A 15261-nucleotide genomic window follows, 5' to 3' on the forward strand; every position below is an offset into this window, starting at 1 on the left:
CTTTAAATTCATGAATTAATTTCTAACCACTTATCTATCAGATTATCATCCAACAATTGCGTTCTGACTTCCACAATTAAATCCGTCAATTCCTTATAATCATCATCGCTTATTAACATAATCAATAAATCCTTAGAATCCATGATTATGCTCTCATGATTAATTTTTCATTTCCCCAATTAATTATAGTATACTTTATGATATATTTAACCAAGTTAAAGTAATTACTTTAATCAAGTTAAATATCATTCAATGAAATATTATTTAATATGAAATTATTAAAAAGTTTTAAACATGCAATTGACGGCATTATCAATACAACAGGCGTTGAGAAAAACTTGAAAATCCATTTCATAATAATGTTTTGCGTTATTATCTTAGGATTGATAGTTAAATTAACTTCTTTTGAATGGATCATTTGTATTGTTTTGTTTGGCCTTGTAATAAGCGCTGAAATGTTTAATACGGCCTTTGAAAAAACTCTGGATTACATCAACATGGACTATGATGAAAAAATCAGATTCATCAAAGACGCATCAGCGGCGGCCGTTTTAGTCTTAGCCATCGCATCAGCAGTTGTCGGATTGATTATTTTTCTTCCAAAACTGATTTAACCTTTTTCAAGCAGCGGTAAATCTCACAAAAGCATGCATCATATACCTCATAGTCCCCGCCGGCAGGATCATTGATGTCCGGAGGATATTCCTTTATGAATTGCCTGATTGTGCAGACTTTCAAATCAGGATAGAACATTTTTACCCTTCGAGTGTAAAACTCCTCCAGAGTTAAAACCAAATCCATATCTGCAATATTGGAGTCCTTGAAGTTAGTTGCCCTGTGGGAAGTTATATCAATTCCATGGGATTTGCACACCTCGACAGTCACTTCGGAGGATTTTCTGCCGGTTATAGCAAAAATACCTGAAGAGTAAACTTCAATATCATCCGACACCATTTGCTTAAAAATAGCTTCAGCCATTGCACTTCTTGACGTATTTGCATAGCATACAAACATTATTTTCATATAATATATTATTTATTTTAAATTATTTAAATCATGAAAAGCCTTTCATTTACCAATGATTAGACCGCAGCGGCCGCATGCCAAATCCATTGAGAAAGAATCGAAAACCAAATCTGAACTGCCGCAATCGGGACAATTTTTTAAATATCTGCGAATCACATTGCCACAATTCCTGCAAATCAGACTGGACGATTCGTTATCATAGATTAAATTAAAATGACCGCATTTTTCGCACTTGAAATCATTTTGAATGTTTTCAGATGAAAAATGAAATATGTCGTTGAATGAATCCTCAAGCAGCCTTTGCCAATTGCTGTAGAATTCCATTTTAACGAAAATATTTGAGTCTTCAAACATTGAATCAAATCTGCACTCATCACCAATATTCCAGTTCATGATTGGGGAGATATCCTCCAGATTGATGCATTTCTTAAACATGTACTGCATATTCTCAACATTGCCGACATCCCATAACTCCAATCCGGCCAGAGAGGTTAAGCTTTCAAGTCCATAAAACATTGAAGACATGTCTTCAACATTTCCTACGTCCAACGAATCCAAACCGTTAATCGTGCTTAACTTAGTGCAGCTTGAAAACATTGACCTCATATTTTTTACATTGCCAGTATCCCAGGAATCCAGTCCGGAAATTGTGGTTAAGTTATTCAATTTAGAAAACATGCACTCAAGAGACATCACCTTATCAGATAAGTTCTTAACTACTATGGCTTTCAGATTAATAAAATCAGAAGAGATATCTGAAAAGATAACATCACAGAAATGATAGGACAAATCGGATTTTTTGGATAAATCTTCACTGATGAAGATAATGTCGCCCAAGTTTTCCACATCATCCAAATCAGTTAAATTCCTTCCGTCCTTCAGAATTATAAGAATTTCAAACCCGTCCAGTTCATAGATATTTTCTGTAGTGACATTCAATCTTTCGAATTCCTTTAAATCATCATTGTAAAAATAATCGGATTCAGTTAACTCCTGCATGATAAACTGTATGTTTATATTTTTATTTAAATTCATCACAACCTCAATTAAAGGAAATGCTTTATGTGATTTATTTAATTAGAAATCAGAAATTAGACTGTGGTGATAAAATGGATGCAATTATTAACGAATACAAAAAATATGGCGTAGACAGATTCTACAAGCTCCACGGCCATTATTATGAAAACCCTCACAAGGACATTGTTGAAAGTCTATTGCGTGAAGCAAGAACTCAATGGAAGGTTGAAGGAAATATTCTGGATTTGTGCTGTGGAAGCGGCGAGGTATCCAATATCTTTAGTGATTGCAATGTTGAAGGAATCGATCCATACACTAAAGAGCTTTACGAAGCCAATACAAATAATAATTGCAGAGAAATGACATTCAAAGACATTGTGCAACATGGATTGGAAAGGCAATACGATTTTGTAATCTGTTCATATGCAATGCACTTGTGTGAAAAATCCATGCTTCCGATGCTCCTTTATCGCATCAGCGAATCCAGCGATAATTTAGTCATTATTACACCACATAAAAAACCAAACTGTAACGGAGATTTCTTTAAAGAAAGCAAAAGAATGAAAAAAGAAAGGACACTTATGATTTGGTATAAGAATTTCTAGTCAATGAAAGCTTTTGCTTTATGTCATTTATTAATATGTTTAATGAAACTAGAAAACAGGTGTTGAAGAAATGATTAACATTAGCAAAAGCAATCATCATAATCCCACTTGGGACAGCCTAGGATTATTTATAACAAAAAGCATGCCAAAACTAATCATTAACCTTCTTTTTATTTCTTTAAAACCATTACTTTTTTTAAAAAATAACGATAACACAGGGATAACATGTTAGAAGATTATATTAATGAAAAAATCTCTGAAGCCAGAGAATTAATGCAAAACGATACCGATAAAGCTTTGAAAATTTATGACGAACTATTAGAAATCGAACCGGACAACATTAATGCGCTGAACGGCAAAGGATCAGCTTTAATGAAAGTGAATAAATACGATGAGGCTAATGAATACTTCGATAAATCCCTTTCGATTTGTGAAAATTCTTCTGCATTTTTAAATAAAGGCATTATCTTTAAACACCTGAAAGAAAATGAACAGGCAATATTTTATTTTGACAAGGCCTGTGAAATTAACCCGAACCTGGAAAACATCATAACTCTTCTCAAAAATGAAATCACCACTTCAACAGATACGATTAATCTAAACGAATTTAATGACGAGGCCTCCGAACTGATTAAAAAAGGCATCGAATTGAAAAATGAAAGCAAATTATGGGACAGTCTTGAAGCATTTCTAAAAGCCATTGAAGCGGATTCCACATGTGAAAGTGAAGTCAACAGGCTGATAGATGAAATCAAAAATACCTTTGAAAAGGAATTCATATACAATGATGAAGAATTTGACATGGACAATAAGATTGATCGGATAAAAATGCAGGCAATCAGGTCGTTGGTGAAAGAAAACGACCCTTCCAAAACGTTGACCCTGATGAATATTGTCCTAGAAGTTGATAAAAATGATTTGAATACGCTGAATCATAAAGGAGGGGTGCTGTTTATCTTTAACGAATATCAAAAAGCTATTGATTGTTTTGATAAATGCTTGAGCATAGATAAATGTTATTACTGTGCCCTTTTTAACAAAGGAATCGTGCTGCGGATAATGAATAAATTGCCCGAAGCACTAAGCTGTTTTGATGAACTTTTAAAAATGCCACAATATTCAAATAAAGTAAAGCCATACCATCTGGAAATATTAACCAAACTTAACCAAAACCCAATACCCTGACTCCTTTTGCCCCAAAAACTCATTTTGAAAAAATCCTCATATAAACAAAAAGCTTTAACCCATTTTTATATAACTTTGACCATACCATTAACTGTAAAGCTAAATTAAATAAAAAGGACGCTATCATACTGAAACGATGTAAATCGACTCTTTTCACAACAACTGATAAAGTTAATGAAAGCAAAAGCTTTACGCGATTTATATATGATTCGAATTAAATTAGTATACAGATGATAATTATGAATATTAAAAGTCCATGTTGTATTAAATCTATTTGTAATAGGTGTAATATTGTATCTATGTGGAAGTGCAGCAGGTATTGGTTTAAGTCCAACATTGGGCTTTATACCACACGATAATATACTTTTCCTTAACCTTCCATCATCATAGTCATTTTATCACACCAATAGCTTATCAGATTATCCGATAATCTTTTAAGCTATTGCATTACAAGCAGATTTTTTAAATGAAATTTAACGGGGTGGTGTAGTCTGGAATCATCAAAGGCTCATGCCCCCTAGATCACCGGTTCAAATCCAGTCCCCGTTACTTTAACAATCATATATGGTCTTGTAGTTTAATCAGGTAAAACACCCGACTGTTAATCGGGCATTATGGGTTCGAGTCCTTTCAAGACCGTTTTAAGAGTAAAATCTTAAAAAAAAATACATTTCCATAATATAATCTCCAGAATTGGAGTAATACACCGCTCCAATTCTAATATACATGGCGGCATGACCGACTGGCGAAGGTGCTTGGCTGCAAACCAAGTTTGTTCCTGTTCGATTCAGGATGCCGCATTTTAAAAAAGAGATAATATGGGTCTGTGGCCTAGATGGTAAGGCGCATTGCTGATAACGATGAGACCGTGGGTTCGAATCCCGCCAGACCCCCTTAAGTATTGAAAAACATGCTTAAAAATTTTTTCTGCCATATTGAAATTTTCTAAAAAATAGAGTGAATATATCTAAGCATTGATTACAATGCTTTTAGATATATTTTAAAAAAAATTAACTTTTTTTAGCCTTATTGGATAAATATTTTGAATAGCCATTTTCATCCAAATCAATAAGGACATCTACTTTGTTACAGCCTATTTTTTCAGCAACTTTTTCCAAAGCCTCTTTTATCTCCAAAAAGCAATAATCATAATCATCATAATCACCACCAATCGGATCTTTAATGTCCAAATCGTCATATCCTCCGGCATACTCCTTAATGGTATATACATTCAAATCAGGATAATATCTTTTCAAATCATTTCTGTGTCCCACTGTTGCTGTCAGGACCAAATCCATTTCAAAGACATCCAACTCATTGATATTTGTGGTTTTATGATTATTTATATTAATATTATGTCTAGAACATACACTTATTGCATGATTAGAAGCGCTTCCGCCGGAAAATGTAGAAACTCCTGCAGAATAAACTTCAATACCTTCAACCATGCTTTTAAATATTCCTTCAGCCATAGCACTTCTGCATGTGTTTCCCGTACAAACAAACAATATTTTCATATTACTCCCCCTTGCCTTATTCATATGATTATTTTTTTTCAATCATTCGCAATCCTCATCTACCAATTCGCCATGGGCTTCAATAATCCTTTCCAAAACCTCTTTAATTTCAAAATAGCAGACTACATAGTCTCCCAAACCGCCGTCTGAGGGATCATCAATATCCAAATCATCACAGGCTCCACCATACTCTTTAATTGTATATGCATTTACATTGGGATATAGTTTTCTTATCTTATCCCTGTTGGATACTGTGGCGGTTAAAAGCAAATCGGCATTTTCAAAATCAACGTCACAGATATTGGTTGTCCTGAAATCCGTCAAATCAATGCCGTGTTTTCTGCAAACAAGAATGGCATATTCATCGGCCTTTTCGCCGGAATATGTGGAAAAGCCCGCTGAAGAAACATCAATATCCCTCAGCATATCTTTAAATAACGCTTCGGCCATCGGGCTTCTTGAAGTGTTTCCGCTGCAGAGAAAAATTATTTTCATCATATCAACCTATAATTTCCTGAAATATTCTATTGTAATCGTCGATGTTTCTTTTTGGACCTTCAACCTTGTTCTTGCTAAATTCGCCAAGTGATTTTACAATCCAATCATGAATCATATTCAATTGCCCGTCGCTGACTTTCTCAAGGGTCAGATTGGAGTAGTTTTCGCTCAGCGCCAAAAATGCTTTTTTCAATTCCCCGTCAACCCCGCTCAAATCAACTATTTCAATGAAGCCCATAGGAGGCAAAATGCCCTCATCAAGCAATTTCCATGCAAGGTTGCATCTGATTACATAGAGCATTTTTTTAACCGTCCCCGCATCCCTCAAGTCCTTGCCTTTAACAAATCTCTTGTTGGTATTATATGCAAGGCCGTAATAGTGGTGCTTCAGTATTTCCGGATTGAAATCGGGCAAATCCCTGAATATTCCGATTTCGTCTTTGACGTATATTATTGGAGATATTGTCCATTCCCTTAAGTTCGGATTGCTTTTGAAATGCAGGTACAATGCCTTTTTGACATCCCAGCCGACAAAATCAAAGAGCCCGTCATTGGATTGTATGACATCAACAAACCTGTTCAGAATTAGATAATCATTGATGTCATTGCGCTTGTAGATGAATCTTACGTCATAATCGGAATTCCTGTTTGAGTGGCCCCATGCCCTTGAACCGGATTCGACAGCAAATAAAATTGAGACATTATTCTCTTTTTCAATTTCATTCAACTTTTTTAATATTTCATTTTTCATGAAATTCACCTGATTGAATATTTGATTGAAAATGTATTTAACTTACCTAAAGCCTTTCATTTACAAATGACGACTTTTATAAAGTTTAAACTTTACGTGATTTATATTACTTTAAGTATTAATTTAATTAATAATAAATAAAAATTTTTTGAGGTGATAAAATGTGCGGAATTGTAGGATGCATATTAAAAGAAAATAATGATGTAGCACCAATATTATTTGAATGTATCTCAATGCTGGAATACAGGGGATATGATTCCATAGGCATGGCTACTTACGATAATGAAATAAACGTCAGAAAAGCAAAAGGAGACATCAAAACAGTAAACGGCAAACTGAATTTCAAAAACATGAAAGGATGTCTTGGAATTGCACACACAAGATGGGCATCAACAGGCAAGCCGACAGATGAAAACGCCCATCCGCAGCTGGATGACAGCAAAAGCGTTGCGGTTGTCCACAACGGAACTTTGGAAAACTACTCCCAAATAAAGGAAGAACTGATTGAAAAAGGCTATGAATTCAAATCAACAACAGACACAGAAGTCATTCCAAATCTTATCAGGGAATTCCTGGATGAAGGACTGAATATGGAGGATGCTGTCAGAAAGGCCGCCGGAAAGCTTAAGGGATCATATGCAATTGTTGCCTTTGCAAAAGACGAGCCGGGCAAGATTGTTGCAATCAGAAAGGGCTCACCTTTGATTGTATCATACGGAAAGGAAGGCTATTTCGTTGCATCAGATACTCCGGCAGTGCTGAATCATGCCCGCAATATAATCAGGCCAAATGAAGGCGAAATCGCAATATTGACCAAAAATGGCATAGAAATTCATGATGAAAACGGCAAAAGCGTCAAATGGGAATCCAAATATATTGACTGGTCACCTGAAATGGCTCAAAAGGAAGGCTATGACCACTTCATGATTAAGGAAATCATAGAACAGTCAGATGCCGTTAAAAACACTCTGGGCCAAAAGGAAAACATCAAAAAAGTAATCGAAGAAATCGGAGATGTCAAAAGAATCTGCTTTGTTGCCTGCGGAACATCATACCATGCTTCAATAAGCGGAAAATACCTGATTGAGTCCCTTGCAGGTATTCCGACAGACGTCGTCATTGCCTCTGAAGCCAAATACACTGCAAAGACATGGAATGAGGATACTCTGGTGGTATTCATTTCACAGTCCGGCGAAACATACGACTCACTCATGGCGCTTAAGCAGGCAAGAGAGACCTCCAAAACCTTAGCCGTCGTAAATGTAGCGGGATCAGCCATGACCGAAGAGGCCGATTTCGTAATCCAAACTCAGGCAGGTCCCGAAATAGGGGTTGCAGCAACAAAAACATACATTGCGCAGCTGACAGCCATTTACCTATTTGCAGGATTTTTGGCCGGAGAAGAAGATTTGATTGAACAATTGGAGAAGGTTCCAAAATACATCGATGAGGTGACAATCCAAAGGAAATACATCAAGGAGATATCCTCAAGATACGACTTTGCAGATGATGCATTCTTCCTTGGACGGGGATTCTCATATCCGATTGCCCTTGAAGGAGCATTGAAACTGAAGGAAATTACCTACATCCATGCCGAAGGATATGCCGCAGGGGAATTGAAGCACGGGCCTCTCGCATTGATTGATGAGGACGTTCCTGTATTTGTAATCATCCCTCCTGGAGACGACTATGACAAGACAATGACCAACCTGGAGGAAGTCAGGGCACGCGATGCCATCATTTTGAGTGTCGGAGCAAAAGGGGATGAAAGAATAGCTGAAAATTCAAGGATAGTCTTTGAAATCGATCCTGAAGTAACAGACATTATCGCCCCATTGGTTTATATCGTGCCTTTACAGCTGATTTCATATTATGTGACACTTGACAAGGGCTATGATCCGGACAAGCCAAGAAACCTTGCAAAAGTGATTACAGTATAGTCATGAAGTCTGTTTGGCTTCATGATTTTTCTTATTTTAAATTAAAGCTTGATTTTATTATGTATTATAAGGATTACTCTCAGAATAGTTTAAATAAATGAAACTAAATCATTGCTAATATCTACAATCTAAATCAATTATAAAATGAAAAATAGAAGATTTAATGTAAATTATGTTAAATTAACAATAAAAATGAGAAAATACAGTTTTTTCAATGAATTTTATGAACAAAGCACCTTGTAAAATTTAAATAAATTGATGTATAAATACACATTTAGAGGGTATTAAAATGAATATTCTTGAAAAAGCCACAATTCTTTACTGCAGATATACACCCACTTGGAAGGAAATTAAATCAATTAATAATAACTATCATCTATTAGACATTGCATTAACTAATAAAATATGGTTTTTTCAAGGTTTGGCTCTTAATTTAATAAACAATGATTATGATTTAGGTGATATTGACATATCTCTGGATAATCCTAACCCACAATATTTTTTTGCTAGTTTTAATAGATATCCTTTTAATTTTAATTATTCTGAAAATTTCCCAAAGTTTTGCGAGGAATTGAAATCCAAATTTCAAAAAGGTCAAAAATACAAATCTGAATATGTTTGGGAATTTGCAAAAGCAGTTTTAAAAGAAACATTAGAAAAAACCAATGCTGAAAAGTTAGATGAAGTCCATGATGAAAAGGCATTAGTTGATATTGCTTTGACAACTTATAATAAAGATGTACGTTGTAAAATTGTCAATAAATATGGCTTTGAATTATTTTCATATATTGCAAGACAAAGATTAGGTTATAATATCTCAAAAGGTTACATCAAAAATTATCAAAAGCAAAATACCTTAAAATATATTGCTTTAAATGACCCCAACAAATATGTCCGGTTAAAAGCTATTGAGAACATGACTGATAATGATATTTTATATGGAATGATTGAAACAGACATTAGTGAAGAATTCAAAACAAAATGCGTAAATAATATGACCGATAAAATGCTATTAAACAAAATAAAACAACATAGCTATCTCCATTATCCTCTTTGTATTGATGATAGATTAGAAAAATTAAATAATAATGAAATTAAAACTCAATCATCAATCGAGCATTCCATTAGTTTGGATGAAGTGGATAAATCAATTAAAAACTCACTTTTTGCTGATGAATCCATTTTAGAACACATCATAAACAATTCATCAAAAGCGCTCCAAATTCAAGCGTCAAATAAACTTAAAAATCAATATAAACTAGTAAAACATAGCGGAAAAATAATCGCTATTAAATAATTATAATAGAAGTGAATCTTCCTTTTGCATGATTATGGGTTAACCCATAGGATTGCTGAAATTGACTGCATGATATACATCCATACTTTAAATCAGATGTAAAAAATAAAATGGATTGAATTAATGTAAGCCATACTAAATTAAATAACAGATTATATAAGGAAATCAAAAAATTAGCAATTGTGCTTGCAAATATCTGCAATGAATTTTTATTGGAAAACTTTAGTCCAGATATTTAAAGATTCGAATTCACTTGTTTTAAATACTCCCATCAACAAAATAATTATAAATGTGATTGATATGGCCAGCGGATTCCTTAAACAATTTGAAAAAATGAACACAACAACCAAAAGCATTTACGATTTGGAGGATTTTGAGGTTCTCATTATCCTGAAGGACGGAACTAATCTGACCAGTTGGGAGGACGTTGAATGGAAAGAGGACAATTATGGAAGATGTGATGATACCATTCTATACATAAGCGAAGATCTGTCCGACTTTAGGGATTTGAGTGAAAGATATAAGAAACTGGAATACCTTAAGGCATTTGTGGCTTGTGGAGTTTCGGACAAATTGAGAGACCTGAGCGGAATGTTTGAAAATTGTGAATCTTTAGTAGATATATCTGGTTTAGATACTTGGGATGTTTCCAATGTGGAAAATATGAGCTGCATGTTTAAAGAATGTTATAAACTGGAAAATATAAACTCTTTAGCCAGTTGGGATGTTTCCAATGTAAAATACATGACAGATATGTTTTATCGCTGTTATAGATTAACTGATTTGTCTCCTTTAAAGGATTGGAACGTTTCCAATCTAAAATCCATGGAAGGAATGTTCTATCTTTGTTCTCATTTGTCTGACTTGTCACCTTTAAGCGGTTGGGATGTGGCTAGTGTAGAGACTATGGAAGGACTATTTTATTCCTGTCCTTTAGAGGATTTGTCTCCTTTAAAGGATTGGGATGTTTCAAATGCAAAAAATATGTGTATGATGTTTTGTGATTGTCCGGATTTGCATGATTTGACCCCATTGACCGATTGGGACTTATCCAATGCGGAGGATATTGGACATATGTTTTGGGGATTGCCTTTCTTGACGGATCTGTCCCCTTTGAAAGATTGGGATGTTTCCAATGTAAAAAAATGGATTGCCTCTTCGACTGCTGCACCAGCTTGAAGGATCTGAACCCCTTGGCAAGTTGGGATGTTTCCAATGCAAAATACATGTGCGAAATGTTTGAACACTGCACCAGTTTGGAGGATTTAAGCCCTCTTGCAAATTGGGACGTGTCCAATGTTGAGGCCATGACGACAATCTTTGCATGCTGTTCCAGTTTGACGGATTTGTCACCTTTAAAAGATTGGGACGTTTCCAGTGTAACTGAGATGGATGATGCATTTGAAGGATGTGTCCATTTGGAAGATTTAAGCCCACTTGCAGGTTGGGATGTTTCCAATCTAAACTCCATGGAAAGAATGTTTAGCGGATGTTCCGGGCTGGTTGATTTGTCCTGCTTGAATGAATGGGATGTGTCAAATGTAGAGGATATGAAAGACCTATTCAAGGACTGCAATTCAATTGAAAAGTATCCGGAATGGTATGAAGATTAATCCTTTCATATTTTTATTTTTGTTATGAATATTTTAGTATAAATATTCAACCGAAGAAATAGTTAGAAATTACATCATTAAAAAAAAAGAATCTTTTTATCAAATGTACCGCCTTCAATAACCGTTTGGCATCACCATCAATTAGATATGTGGAATTTCCATCCAGACATGATGAATTATAAGCTTTTTTCACCAGTTTTCCTCATCATCGTCCAAATATTCAAAGCCGAATTCATCACAGAAATCCTCAATACTTGGCCATCTCTCAGAGATGTAATGCTCTTCGCCGTCACAGTCAATCCACCAAGAATCCTCAGCCTCATCAAAATATGCATAATAATTGAATTTAAGATTTGGATACATATCCAAAAGACTGTAAAACAAACCAGGCCCCTCCCTATTGCCTATATAATATATTGATATCATTGATGGTCTTTGCTTAGGTGTAAAATATAATTCCTGAAGATGGGCGAATCGGAATTCAGAAATAAGATTCACATCATATATCTGATTTAAATAGGAATAATCCGATTCGAATGTGGAAAAATCAATTCTTCCATCTTCCATGTAATGTTTTTCTATGAATTCATCCAATTCTTTACGGCTTCCTTCAACCGTAATAATATTTTCCATAATATGGCTCAAAGTTTCACCAAATTAATAATTTTTTATAAATTTAAACCCAGGAGTTAATCACGAATATACCAATCCGGACGTTCCTTTTTAATTTCACTCATTCTGGCTCTCATTGTAGAGGAAATTTCAGGACAAGGGTCATCAAGATACATGTCACACAAAACAAACACGTCATGAATGCGGTTCTTGCCTGCATCAAAACGAATTTTCCAGTCTTTAGCATTGAGCGCAATATCTGCGAGAATATGCTTATCTGAAACTTTTTTATAAGCATACCATCGGTATTCCTCATTTGCATCATATTTGGCAATGTATCCTAAAGTGAACTCATTTTCAATGCGTTTCAATGCAAATTCCTTCATATGATCTTGTGAAGCTTCAAAATACAATCTGATGAAATAACGGTCATCAAAACTTGTTATGAATTTAATATTGGACTTGGATTCATCCTTTATGATTGTCCAGCTTATATTGTCCAAAACGACCTTCTCGAAGATTGAATCACCCATCAATCCTCCATCAGAATTTATATAAATCTTATTGGCAAGGTGAGAAAATTCAAAGACATCCCAAGTCTTTTTATCAAGAACCTTAAAATTTACTACATTATCCTCAAAAGCCTTTCTATAAGTCATGTTTTCACCTCACAAATTATTTTATCAATTAATATATTTAAATTAATTAAATAATAATCTTTATGCAGATATTTTCGATGAGTTTTATCATCTTGAATAACTGATTATTATGAATTGTCAAATACTCGGATAAAGCTTTTGCTTTCATTGATTTATATGCATGATAAAACAGATTACTATTTAAGTTTAAAAAGAAAATATCTGTAAAGCAAATGCTTTACTTGACTTATATATGATATGAAATAAAATGATAACTAGATAAGTTTACTAAATAAAAACAAATTAAAGATGTGATAATAATGGTTAGCAAAATCAAATGTGTAAATATGGTTAAAAGATCTGCAGCTACAGATCTGACTTCTCTTTCATTGTCTTTAGCACATGACAGCTTGCTAACCGCTTTGTTGTCATGAATGCTATTTTTTTCGATTTCTGGTAAATAATGGAAAATTTGTCAATAAAGATTTTCTATTTAAGATTAAATCTTTTTGTTTTGTGATGTTTTCCATTTGCGTCATCTGATCATAATTTTTCATTATAGATGCGTACTCAAGATAAGCCAACGAGTGAAGCTACCGTTCAGGGGAGAACATAGAACATTATGGGGCTTCTAACAGGAACAGTCCTTCGCAGGTTCAAATCCTGCCGCATCTATTTTCAATGCTTTATTATTATAGGTGCGTGTCCGAGAGGCCAAAGGACCCCGGCTTAAGACCGGGGGCATAGCGCTACGTGGGTTCAAATCCCACCGCACCTACTTCAATTTATCATAGGTGTGTGTTTCCGAGTCAGGCCAAAGGAGAGGGGTTTAGGACCCCTTGCTTAGTGCTTCGTGGGTTCAAATCCCATCACACCTATTTCATATGCCTTCTGGCTGAGTGGTTTAAGGTGATCGCCTGTGAGCGAGTGCATCTCTGATGCCGAAGGTTCAAATCCTTCACAAGGAATTTAATGGTGTCGTAACCAAGCCCGGTAAGGGCCCTGCCTGGAGAGTGGGGTGCATCACACGATGTCGAGGGTTCAAATCCCTCCGGCACCGCTTAATTAAAGTTAATTCATGCCATAGTAGTATAAAGGCTAATATGCCTGCCTCGTAAGCAGGGGATGGCGGTTCAAATCCGCCTTATGGCTTTTTGATTTCACAGGTGAGTGACGCAGCTGGCCAAACGTGGCGGACTAAGAATCCGTTGGTAAAGTCCTTCGTGGGTTCAAATCCCACCTCACCTACTTTGCATTTATATGCAGCCTTATGATTTTAGGTGCGTACCCAAGCGGTCAACGGGGACAGACTCAAAATCTGCTGGTTAGTCCTTCGTGGGTTCGAATCCCACCGCACCTACTTAATTCAATATAGATGTGTGTTCCGAGTCAGGCCAAAGGAGAGGGGCTCAGAGCCTCTTGCTTAGTGCTTCGTGGGTTCGAATCCCACCACATCTACTTAATATGCATAGTTAGCTAGTATTTTAATGGTGCCGTAACCAAGCACGGTAAGGGTCCCGCCTTGAGAGCGGGTTGCATCACACGATGTCGAGGGTTCAAATCCCTCCGGCACCGCTTAATTAAAGTTAATTCATGCCATAGTAGTATAAAGGCTATTATGCCTGCCTCGTAAGCAGGGGATGGCGGTTCAAATCCGCCTTATGGCTTTTTGATTCCATAGGTGAATGAGGCAGAGTGAAATTTATAATTTTCGAAACAATTGTATTATGCCAATGATAATTGCAAAGGCCCTCATCCCAAATTAGCCCCAGATCTTATGTTGATTTTTGAAATTCCCATTAGCATCAAGAGTAAAGCTTTAGCTTTACCTCTTTTAAATACTTTCACCAACAGAATAATAACTGAAAACAAAATGACCTACAAATTATGTAATTTAAAAATTAACAAAGAAAAAAGATTGCATTGCTGAATGGATGACAATCAATTATTAGGAGGGATAACATGGTATTAATACCTACAGTAATAGAAAATACAAACCGTGGACAAATGGCTTATGATATTTATTCAAGACTTCTTAAGGAAAGAATCATTTTCCTTGGAGACGAAGTCAATAACGTTACTGCAAGTCTTGTAGTGGCTCAACTCCTCTTTTTGGAATCCGAGGATTCAAACAAAGACATAAACCTCTATATCAACAGTCCGGGAGGCAGCGTTACTGCCGGAATGGCTATATATGATACTATGAATTACATCGAATGTGACGTGTCAACAATATGCATTGGCATGGCAGCATCAATGGGAGCATTTATTCTCGCAGGAGGTGCAAAAGGAAAGAGATATGCCCTTCCAAATTCTGAAATCATGATTCATCAGCCGCTTGGAGGAACTCAGGGCCAGGCTACAGATATGGAAATTGACGTCAAGCATATGCTTCGCATAAAGGAAAATATCATTAGGATTTTGGCGGAAAACACAGGCAAGGATTATGATGAGGTCTATGCTGACTGTGAGCGCAACAACTGGATGACAGCACATCAGGCTGTGGAATATGGACTCATTGACAGTGTTGTTGAAAATCGAGAATAAGTATAGGAGGTAAAA

The 15261-nt window shown here is 35.5% G+C and carries 16 protein-coding genes and 12 tRNA genes; 20 read left to right on the top strand and 8 right to left on the bottom strand.

Annotated features, from left to right (window positions below; all coding sequences use genetic code 11):
* Positions 1-8 precede the first annotated feature (8 nt).
* On the bottom strand, positions 9-143 hold the full coding sequence (locus F3G70_RS12405; RefSeq protein WP_262492211.1) for a hypothetical protein: 135 nt from the start codon (positions 141-143) through the stop codon (positions 9-11).
* Between the two features lie 126 nt (positions 144-269).
* Between F3G70_RS12405 and F3G70_RS03975 the strand changes: the two genes are divergently transcribed.
* Positions 270-614: a diacylglycerol kinase family protein gene (locus F3G70_RS03975; RefSeq protein WP_149731429.1), complete on the top strand. Its 345-nt coding sequence runs from the start codon at positions 270-272 to the stop codon at positions 612-614.
* On the opposite strand, the gene F3G70_RS03980 is transcribed toward F3G70_RS03975, so the two are convergent.
* Together F3G70_RS03980 and F3G70_RS03985 are read right to left on the bottom strand one after the other, a co-directional pair.
* Entirely contained in the window at positions 589-1014 is a 426-nt protein-coding gene (locus tag F3G70_RS03980) for an arsenate reductase/protein-tyrosine-phosphatase family protein (RefSeq protein ID WP_188118069.1), read from the bottom strand. The two genes, F3G70_RS03975 and F3G70_RS03980, sit on opposite strands and share 26 nt — an antisense overlap.
* Before the next feature lie 54 nt (positions 1015-1068).
* Positions 1069-2025, bottom strand: coding sequence for a BspA family leucine-rich repeat surface protein (locus F3G70_RS03985; protein WP_223166002.1), 957 nt, complete (start codon positions 2023-2025; stop codon positions 1069-1071).
* Positions 2026-2135: 110 nt separating this feature from the next.
* Here F3G70_RS03985 and F3G70_RS03990 point away from each other — a divergent pair, with 110 nt between their 5' ends.
* The 5 genes from F3G70_RS03990 (at position 2136) to F3G70_RS04010 (ending at position 4726) form a co-directional block, all read left to right on the top strand.
* Positions 2136-2648 (top strand): class I SAM-dependent methyltransferase, encoded by a 513-nt coding sequence (locus tag F3G70_RS03990; protein WP_188118070.1) that lies wholly within the window; start codon positions 2136-2138, stop codon positions 2646-2648.
* Positions 2649-2873: 225 nt separating this feature from the next.
* Positions 2874-3833, top strand: a complete 960-nt coding sequence (locus F3G70_RS03995; protein WP_149731433.1) for a tetratricopeptide repeat protein — start codon at positions 2874-2876, stop codon at positions 3831-3833.
* Positions 3834-4308: 475 nt separating this feature from the next.
* Positions 4309-4382: transfer RNA gene (locus F3G70_RS04000), tRNA-Met, on the top strand.
* 17 nt (positions 4383-4399) lie between these two features.
* A tRNA-Asn gene (locus tag F3G70_RS04005) sits at positions 4400-4472 on the top strand.
* 181 nt (positions 4473-4653) lie between these two features.
* A tRNA-Ile gene (locus F3G70_RS04010) sits at positions 4654-4726 on the top strand.
* Positions 4727-4843: 117 nt separating this feature from the next.
* On the opposite strand, the gene F3G70_RS04015 is transcribed toward F3G70_RS04010, so the two are convergent.
* Genes F3G70_RS04015 through F3G70_RS04025 form a run of 3 tightly spaced genes read right to left on the bottom strand, consistent with a single transcriptional unit; the run spans position 4844 to position 6599 of the window.
* Complete coding sequence (locus F3G70_RS04015; protein WP_188118071.1) at positions 4844-5350, bottom strand: low molecular weight protein arginine phosphatase; 507 nt, start codon at positions 5348-5350, stop codon at positions 4844-4846.
* A 42-nt stretch (positions 5351-5392) separates the two neighbouring features.
* The gene (locus F3G70_RS04020; protein WP_188118072.1) at positions 5393-5845 is read right to left on the bottom strand and encodes an arsenate reductase/protein-tyrosine-phosphatase family protein; all 453 of its coding nucleotides are present in this window, start codon (positions 5843-5845) and stop codon (positions 5393-5395) included.
* 4 nt (positions 5846-5849) lie between these two features.
* Positions 5850-6599 (bottom strand): nucleotidyltransferase domain-containing protein, encoded by a 750-nt coding sequence (locus F3G70_RS04025; RefSeq protein WP_149731436.1) that lies wholly within the window; start codon positions 6597-6599, stop codon positions 5850-5852.
* Positions 6600-6760: 161 nt separating this feature from the next.
* Between F3G70_RS04025 and glmS the strand changes: the two genes are divergently transcribed.
* From glmS to F3G70_RS04045, 4 genes are all read left to right on the top strand, one after another.
* Complete coding sequence (gene glmS / locus F3G70_RS04030; RefSeq protein ID WP_149731437.1) at positions 6761-8539, top strand: glutamine--fructose-6-phosphate transaminase (isomerizing); 1779 nt, start codon at positions 6761-6763, stop codon at positions 8537-8539.
* 289 nt (positions 8540-8828) lie between these two features.
* A complete protein-coding gene (locus F3G70_RS04035; RefSeq protein ID WP_149731438.1) occupies positions 8829-9836 on the top strand; it encodes a hypothetical protein in 1008 nt (335 codons plus the stop codon).
* Positions 9837-10136: 300 nt separating this feature from the next.
* Positions 10137-11015 (top strand): BspA family leucine-rich repeat surface protein, encoded by an 879-nt coding sequence (locus F3G70_RS04040; RefSeq protein ID WP_188118073.1) that lies wholly within the window; start codon positions 10137-10139, stop codon positions 11013-11015.
* The gene (locus F3G70_RS04045) at positions 10982-11449 is read left to right on the top strand and encodes a BspA family leucine-rich repeat surface protein (protein WP_149731440.1); all 468 of its coding nucleotides are present in this window, start codon (positions 10982-10984) and stop codon (positions 11447-11449) included. The genes F3G70_RS04040 and F3G70_RS04045 overlap by 34 nt, the downstream gene beginning before the upstream one ends.
* Before the next feature lie 189 nt (positions 11450-11638).
* Here the strand turns inward: F3G70_RS04045 and F3G70_RS04050 are convergent, their stop codons facing one another.
* Both F3G70_RS04050 and F3G70_RS04055 read right to left on the bottom strand, forming a co-directional pair.
* The gene (locus F3G70_RS04050) at positions 11639-12082 is read right to left on the bottom strand and encodes a hypothetical protein (RefSeq protein WP_149731441.1); all 444 of its coding nucleotides are present in this window, start codon (positions 12080-12082) and stop codon (positions 11639-11641) included.
* Positions 12083-12138: 56 nt separating this feature from the next.
* Positions 12139-12720: a hypothetical protein gene (locus tag F3G70_RS04055; protein ID WP_149731442.1), complete on the bottom strand. Its 582-nt coding sequence runs from the start codon at positions 12718-12720 to the stop codon at positions 12139-12141.
* A 675-nt stretch (positions 12721-13395) separates the two neighbouring features.
* Between F3G70_RS04055 and F3G70_RS04060 the strand changes: the two genes are divergently transcribed.
* The 10 genes from F3G70_RS04060 (at position 13396) to clpP (ending at position 15246) form a co-directional block, all read left to right on the top strand.
* Positions 13396-13477, top strand: a tRNA-Leu gene (locus tag F3G70_RS04060).
* A gap of 14 nt (positions 13478-13491) precedes the next feature.
* A tRNA-Leu gene (locus F3G70_RS04065) sits at positions 13492-13577 on the top strand.
* A gap of 96 nt (positions 13578-13673) precedes the next feature.
* Positions 13674-13759 (top strand) — tRNA-Ser (locus F3G70_RS04070).
* 20 nt (positions 13760-13779) lie between these two features.
* Positions 13780-13851: transfer RNA gene (locus F3G70_RS04075), tRNA-Thr, on the top strand.
* Positions 13852-13863: 12 nt separating this feature from the next.
* Positions 13864-13947: transfer RNA gene (locus F3G70_RS04080), tRNA-Leu, on the top strand.
* A gap of 30 nt (positions 13948-13977) precedes the next feature.
* Positions 13978-14059 (top strand) — tRNA-Leu (locus F3G70_RS04085).
* Positions 14060-14072: 13 nt separating this feature from the next.
* A tRNA-Leu gene (locus F3G70_RS04090) sits at positions 14073-14157 on the top strand.
* A 31-nt stretch (positions 14158-14188) separates the two neighbouring features.
* A tRNA-Ser gene (locus F3G70_RS04095) sits at positions 14189-14274 on the top strand.
* Positions 14275-14294: 20 nt separating this feature from the next.
* Positions 14295-14366, top strand: a tRNA-Thr gene (locus F3G70_RS04100).
* Between the two features lie 295 nt (positions 14367-14661).
* On the top strand, positions 14662-15246 hold the full coding sequence (gene clpP, locus F3G70_RS04105) for an ATP-dependent Clp endopeptidase proteolytic subunit ClpP (protein WP_149731443.1): 585 nt from the start codon (positions 14662-14664) through the stop codon (positions 15244-15246).
* Positions 15247-15261 lie beyond the last annotated feature (15 nt).

Source organism: Methanobrevibacter millerae, from assembly GCF_900103415.1.
Lineage (GTDB): Archaea > Methanobacteriota > Methanobacteria > Methanobacteriales > Methanobacteriaceae > Methanocatella > Methanocatella millerae.

What these genes read in the sequence shown, in the direction of transcription:
- F3G70_RS12405 (WP_262492211.1), bottom strand. Translation starts at nt 143, where the DNA reads ATGGATTCTAAGGATTTATTGATTATGTTAATAAGCGATGATGATTAT.
- F3G70_RS03975 (WP_149731429.1), top strand. Translation starts at nt 270, where the DNA reads ATGAAATTATTAAAAAGTTTTAAACATGCAATTGACGGCATTATCAAT.
- F3G70_RS03980 (WP_188118069.1), bottom strand. Translation starts at nt 1,014, where the DNA reads ATGTTTGTATGCTATGCAAATACGTCAAGAAGTGCAATGGCTGAAGCT.
- F3G70_RS03985 (WP_223166002.1), bottom strand. Translation starts at nt 2,025, where the DNA reads ATGCAGGAGTTAACTGAATCCGATTATTTTTACAATGATGATTTAAAG.
- F3G70_RS03990 (WP_188118070.1), top strand. Translation starts at nt 2,136, where the DNA reads ATGGATGCAATTATTAACGAATACAAAAAATATGGCGTAGACAGATTC.
- F3G70_RS03995 (WP_149731433.1), top strand. Translation starts at nt 2,874, where the DNA reads ATGTTAGAAGATTATATTAATGAAAAAATCTCTGAAGCCAGAGAATTA.
- F3G70_RS04015 (WP_188118071.1), bottom strand. Translation starts at nt 5,350, where the DNA reads ATGAAAATATTGTTTGTTTGTACGGGAAACACATGCAGAAGTGCTATG.
- F3G70_RS04020 (WP_188118072.1), bottom strand. Translation starts at nt 5,845, where the DNA reads ATGAAAATAATTTTTCTCTGCAGCGGAAACACTTCAAGAAGCCCGATG.
- F3G70_RS04025 (WP_149731436.1), bottom strand. Translation starts at nt 6,599, where the DNA reads ATGAAAAATGAAATATTAAAAAAGTTGAATGAAATTGAAAAAGAGAAT.
- glmS (WP_149731437.1), top strand. Translation starts at nt 6,761, where the DNA reads ATGTGCGGAATTGTAGGATGCATATTAAAAGAAAATAATGATGTAGCA.
- F3G70_RS04035 (WP_149731438.1), top strand. Translation starts at nt 8,829, where the DNA reads ATGAATATTCTTGAAAAAGCCACAATTCTTTACTGCAGATATACACCC.
- F3G70_RS04040 (WP_188118073.1), top strand. Translation starts at nt 10,137, where the DNA reads ATGGCCAGCGGATTCCTTAAACAATTTGAAAAAATGAACACAACAACC.
- F3G70_RS04045 (WP_149731440.1), top strand. Translation starts at nt 10,982, where the DNA reads ATGGATTGCCTCTTCGACTGCTGCACCAGCTTGAAGGATCTGAACCCC.
- F3G70_RS04050 (WP_149731441.1), bottom strand. Translation starts at nt 12,082, where the DNA reads ATGGAAAATATTATTACGGTTGAAGGAAGCCGTAAAGAATTGGATGAA.
- F3G70_RS04055 (WP_149731442.1), bottom strand. Translation starts at nt 12,720, where the DNA reads ATGACTTATAGAAAGGCTTTTGAGGATAATGTAGTAAATTTTAAGGTT.
- clpP (WP_149731443.1), top strand. Translation starts at nt 14,662, where the DNA reads ATGGTATTAATACCTACAGTAATAGAAAATACAAACCGTGGACAAATG.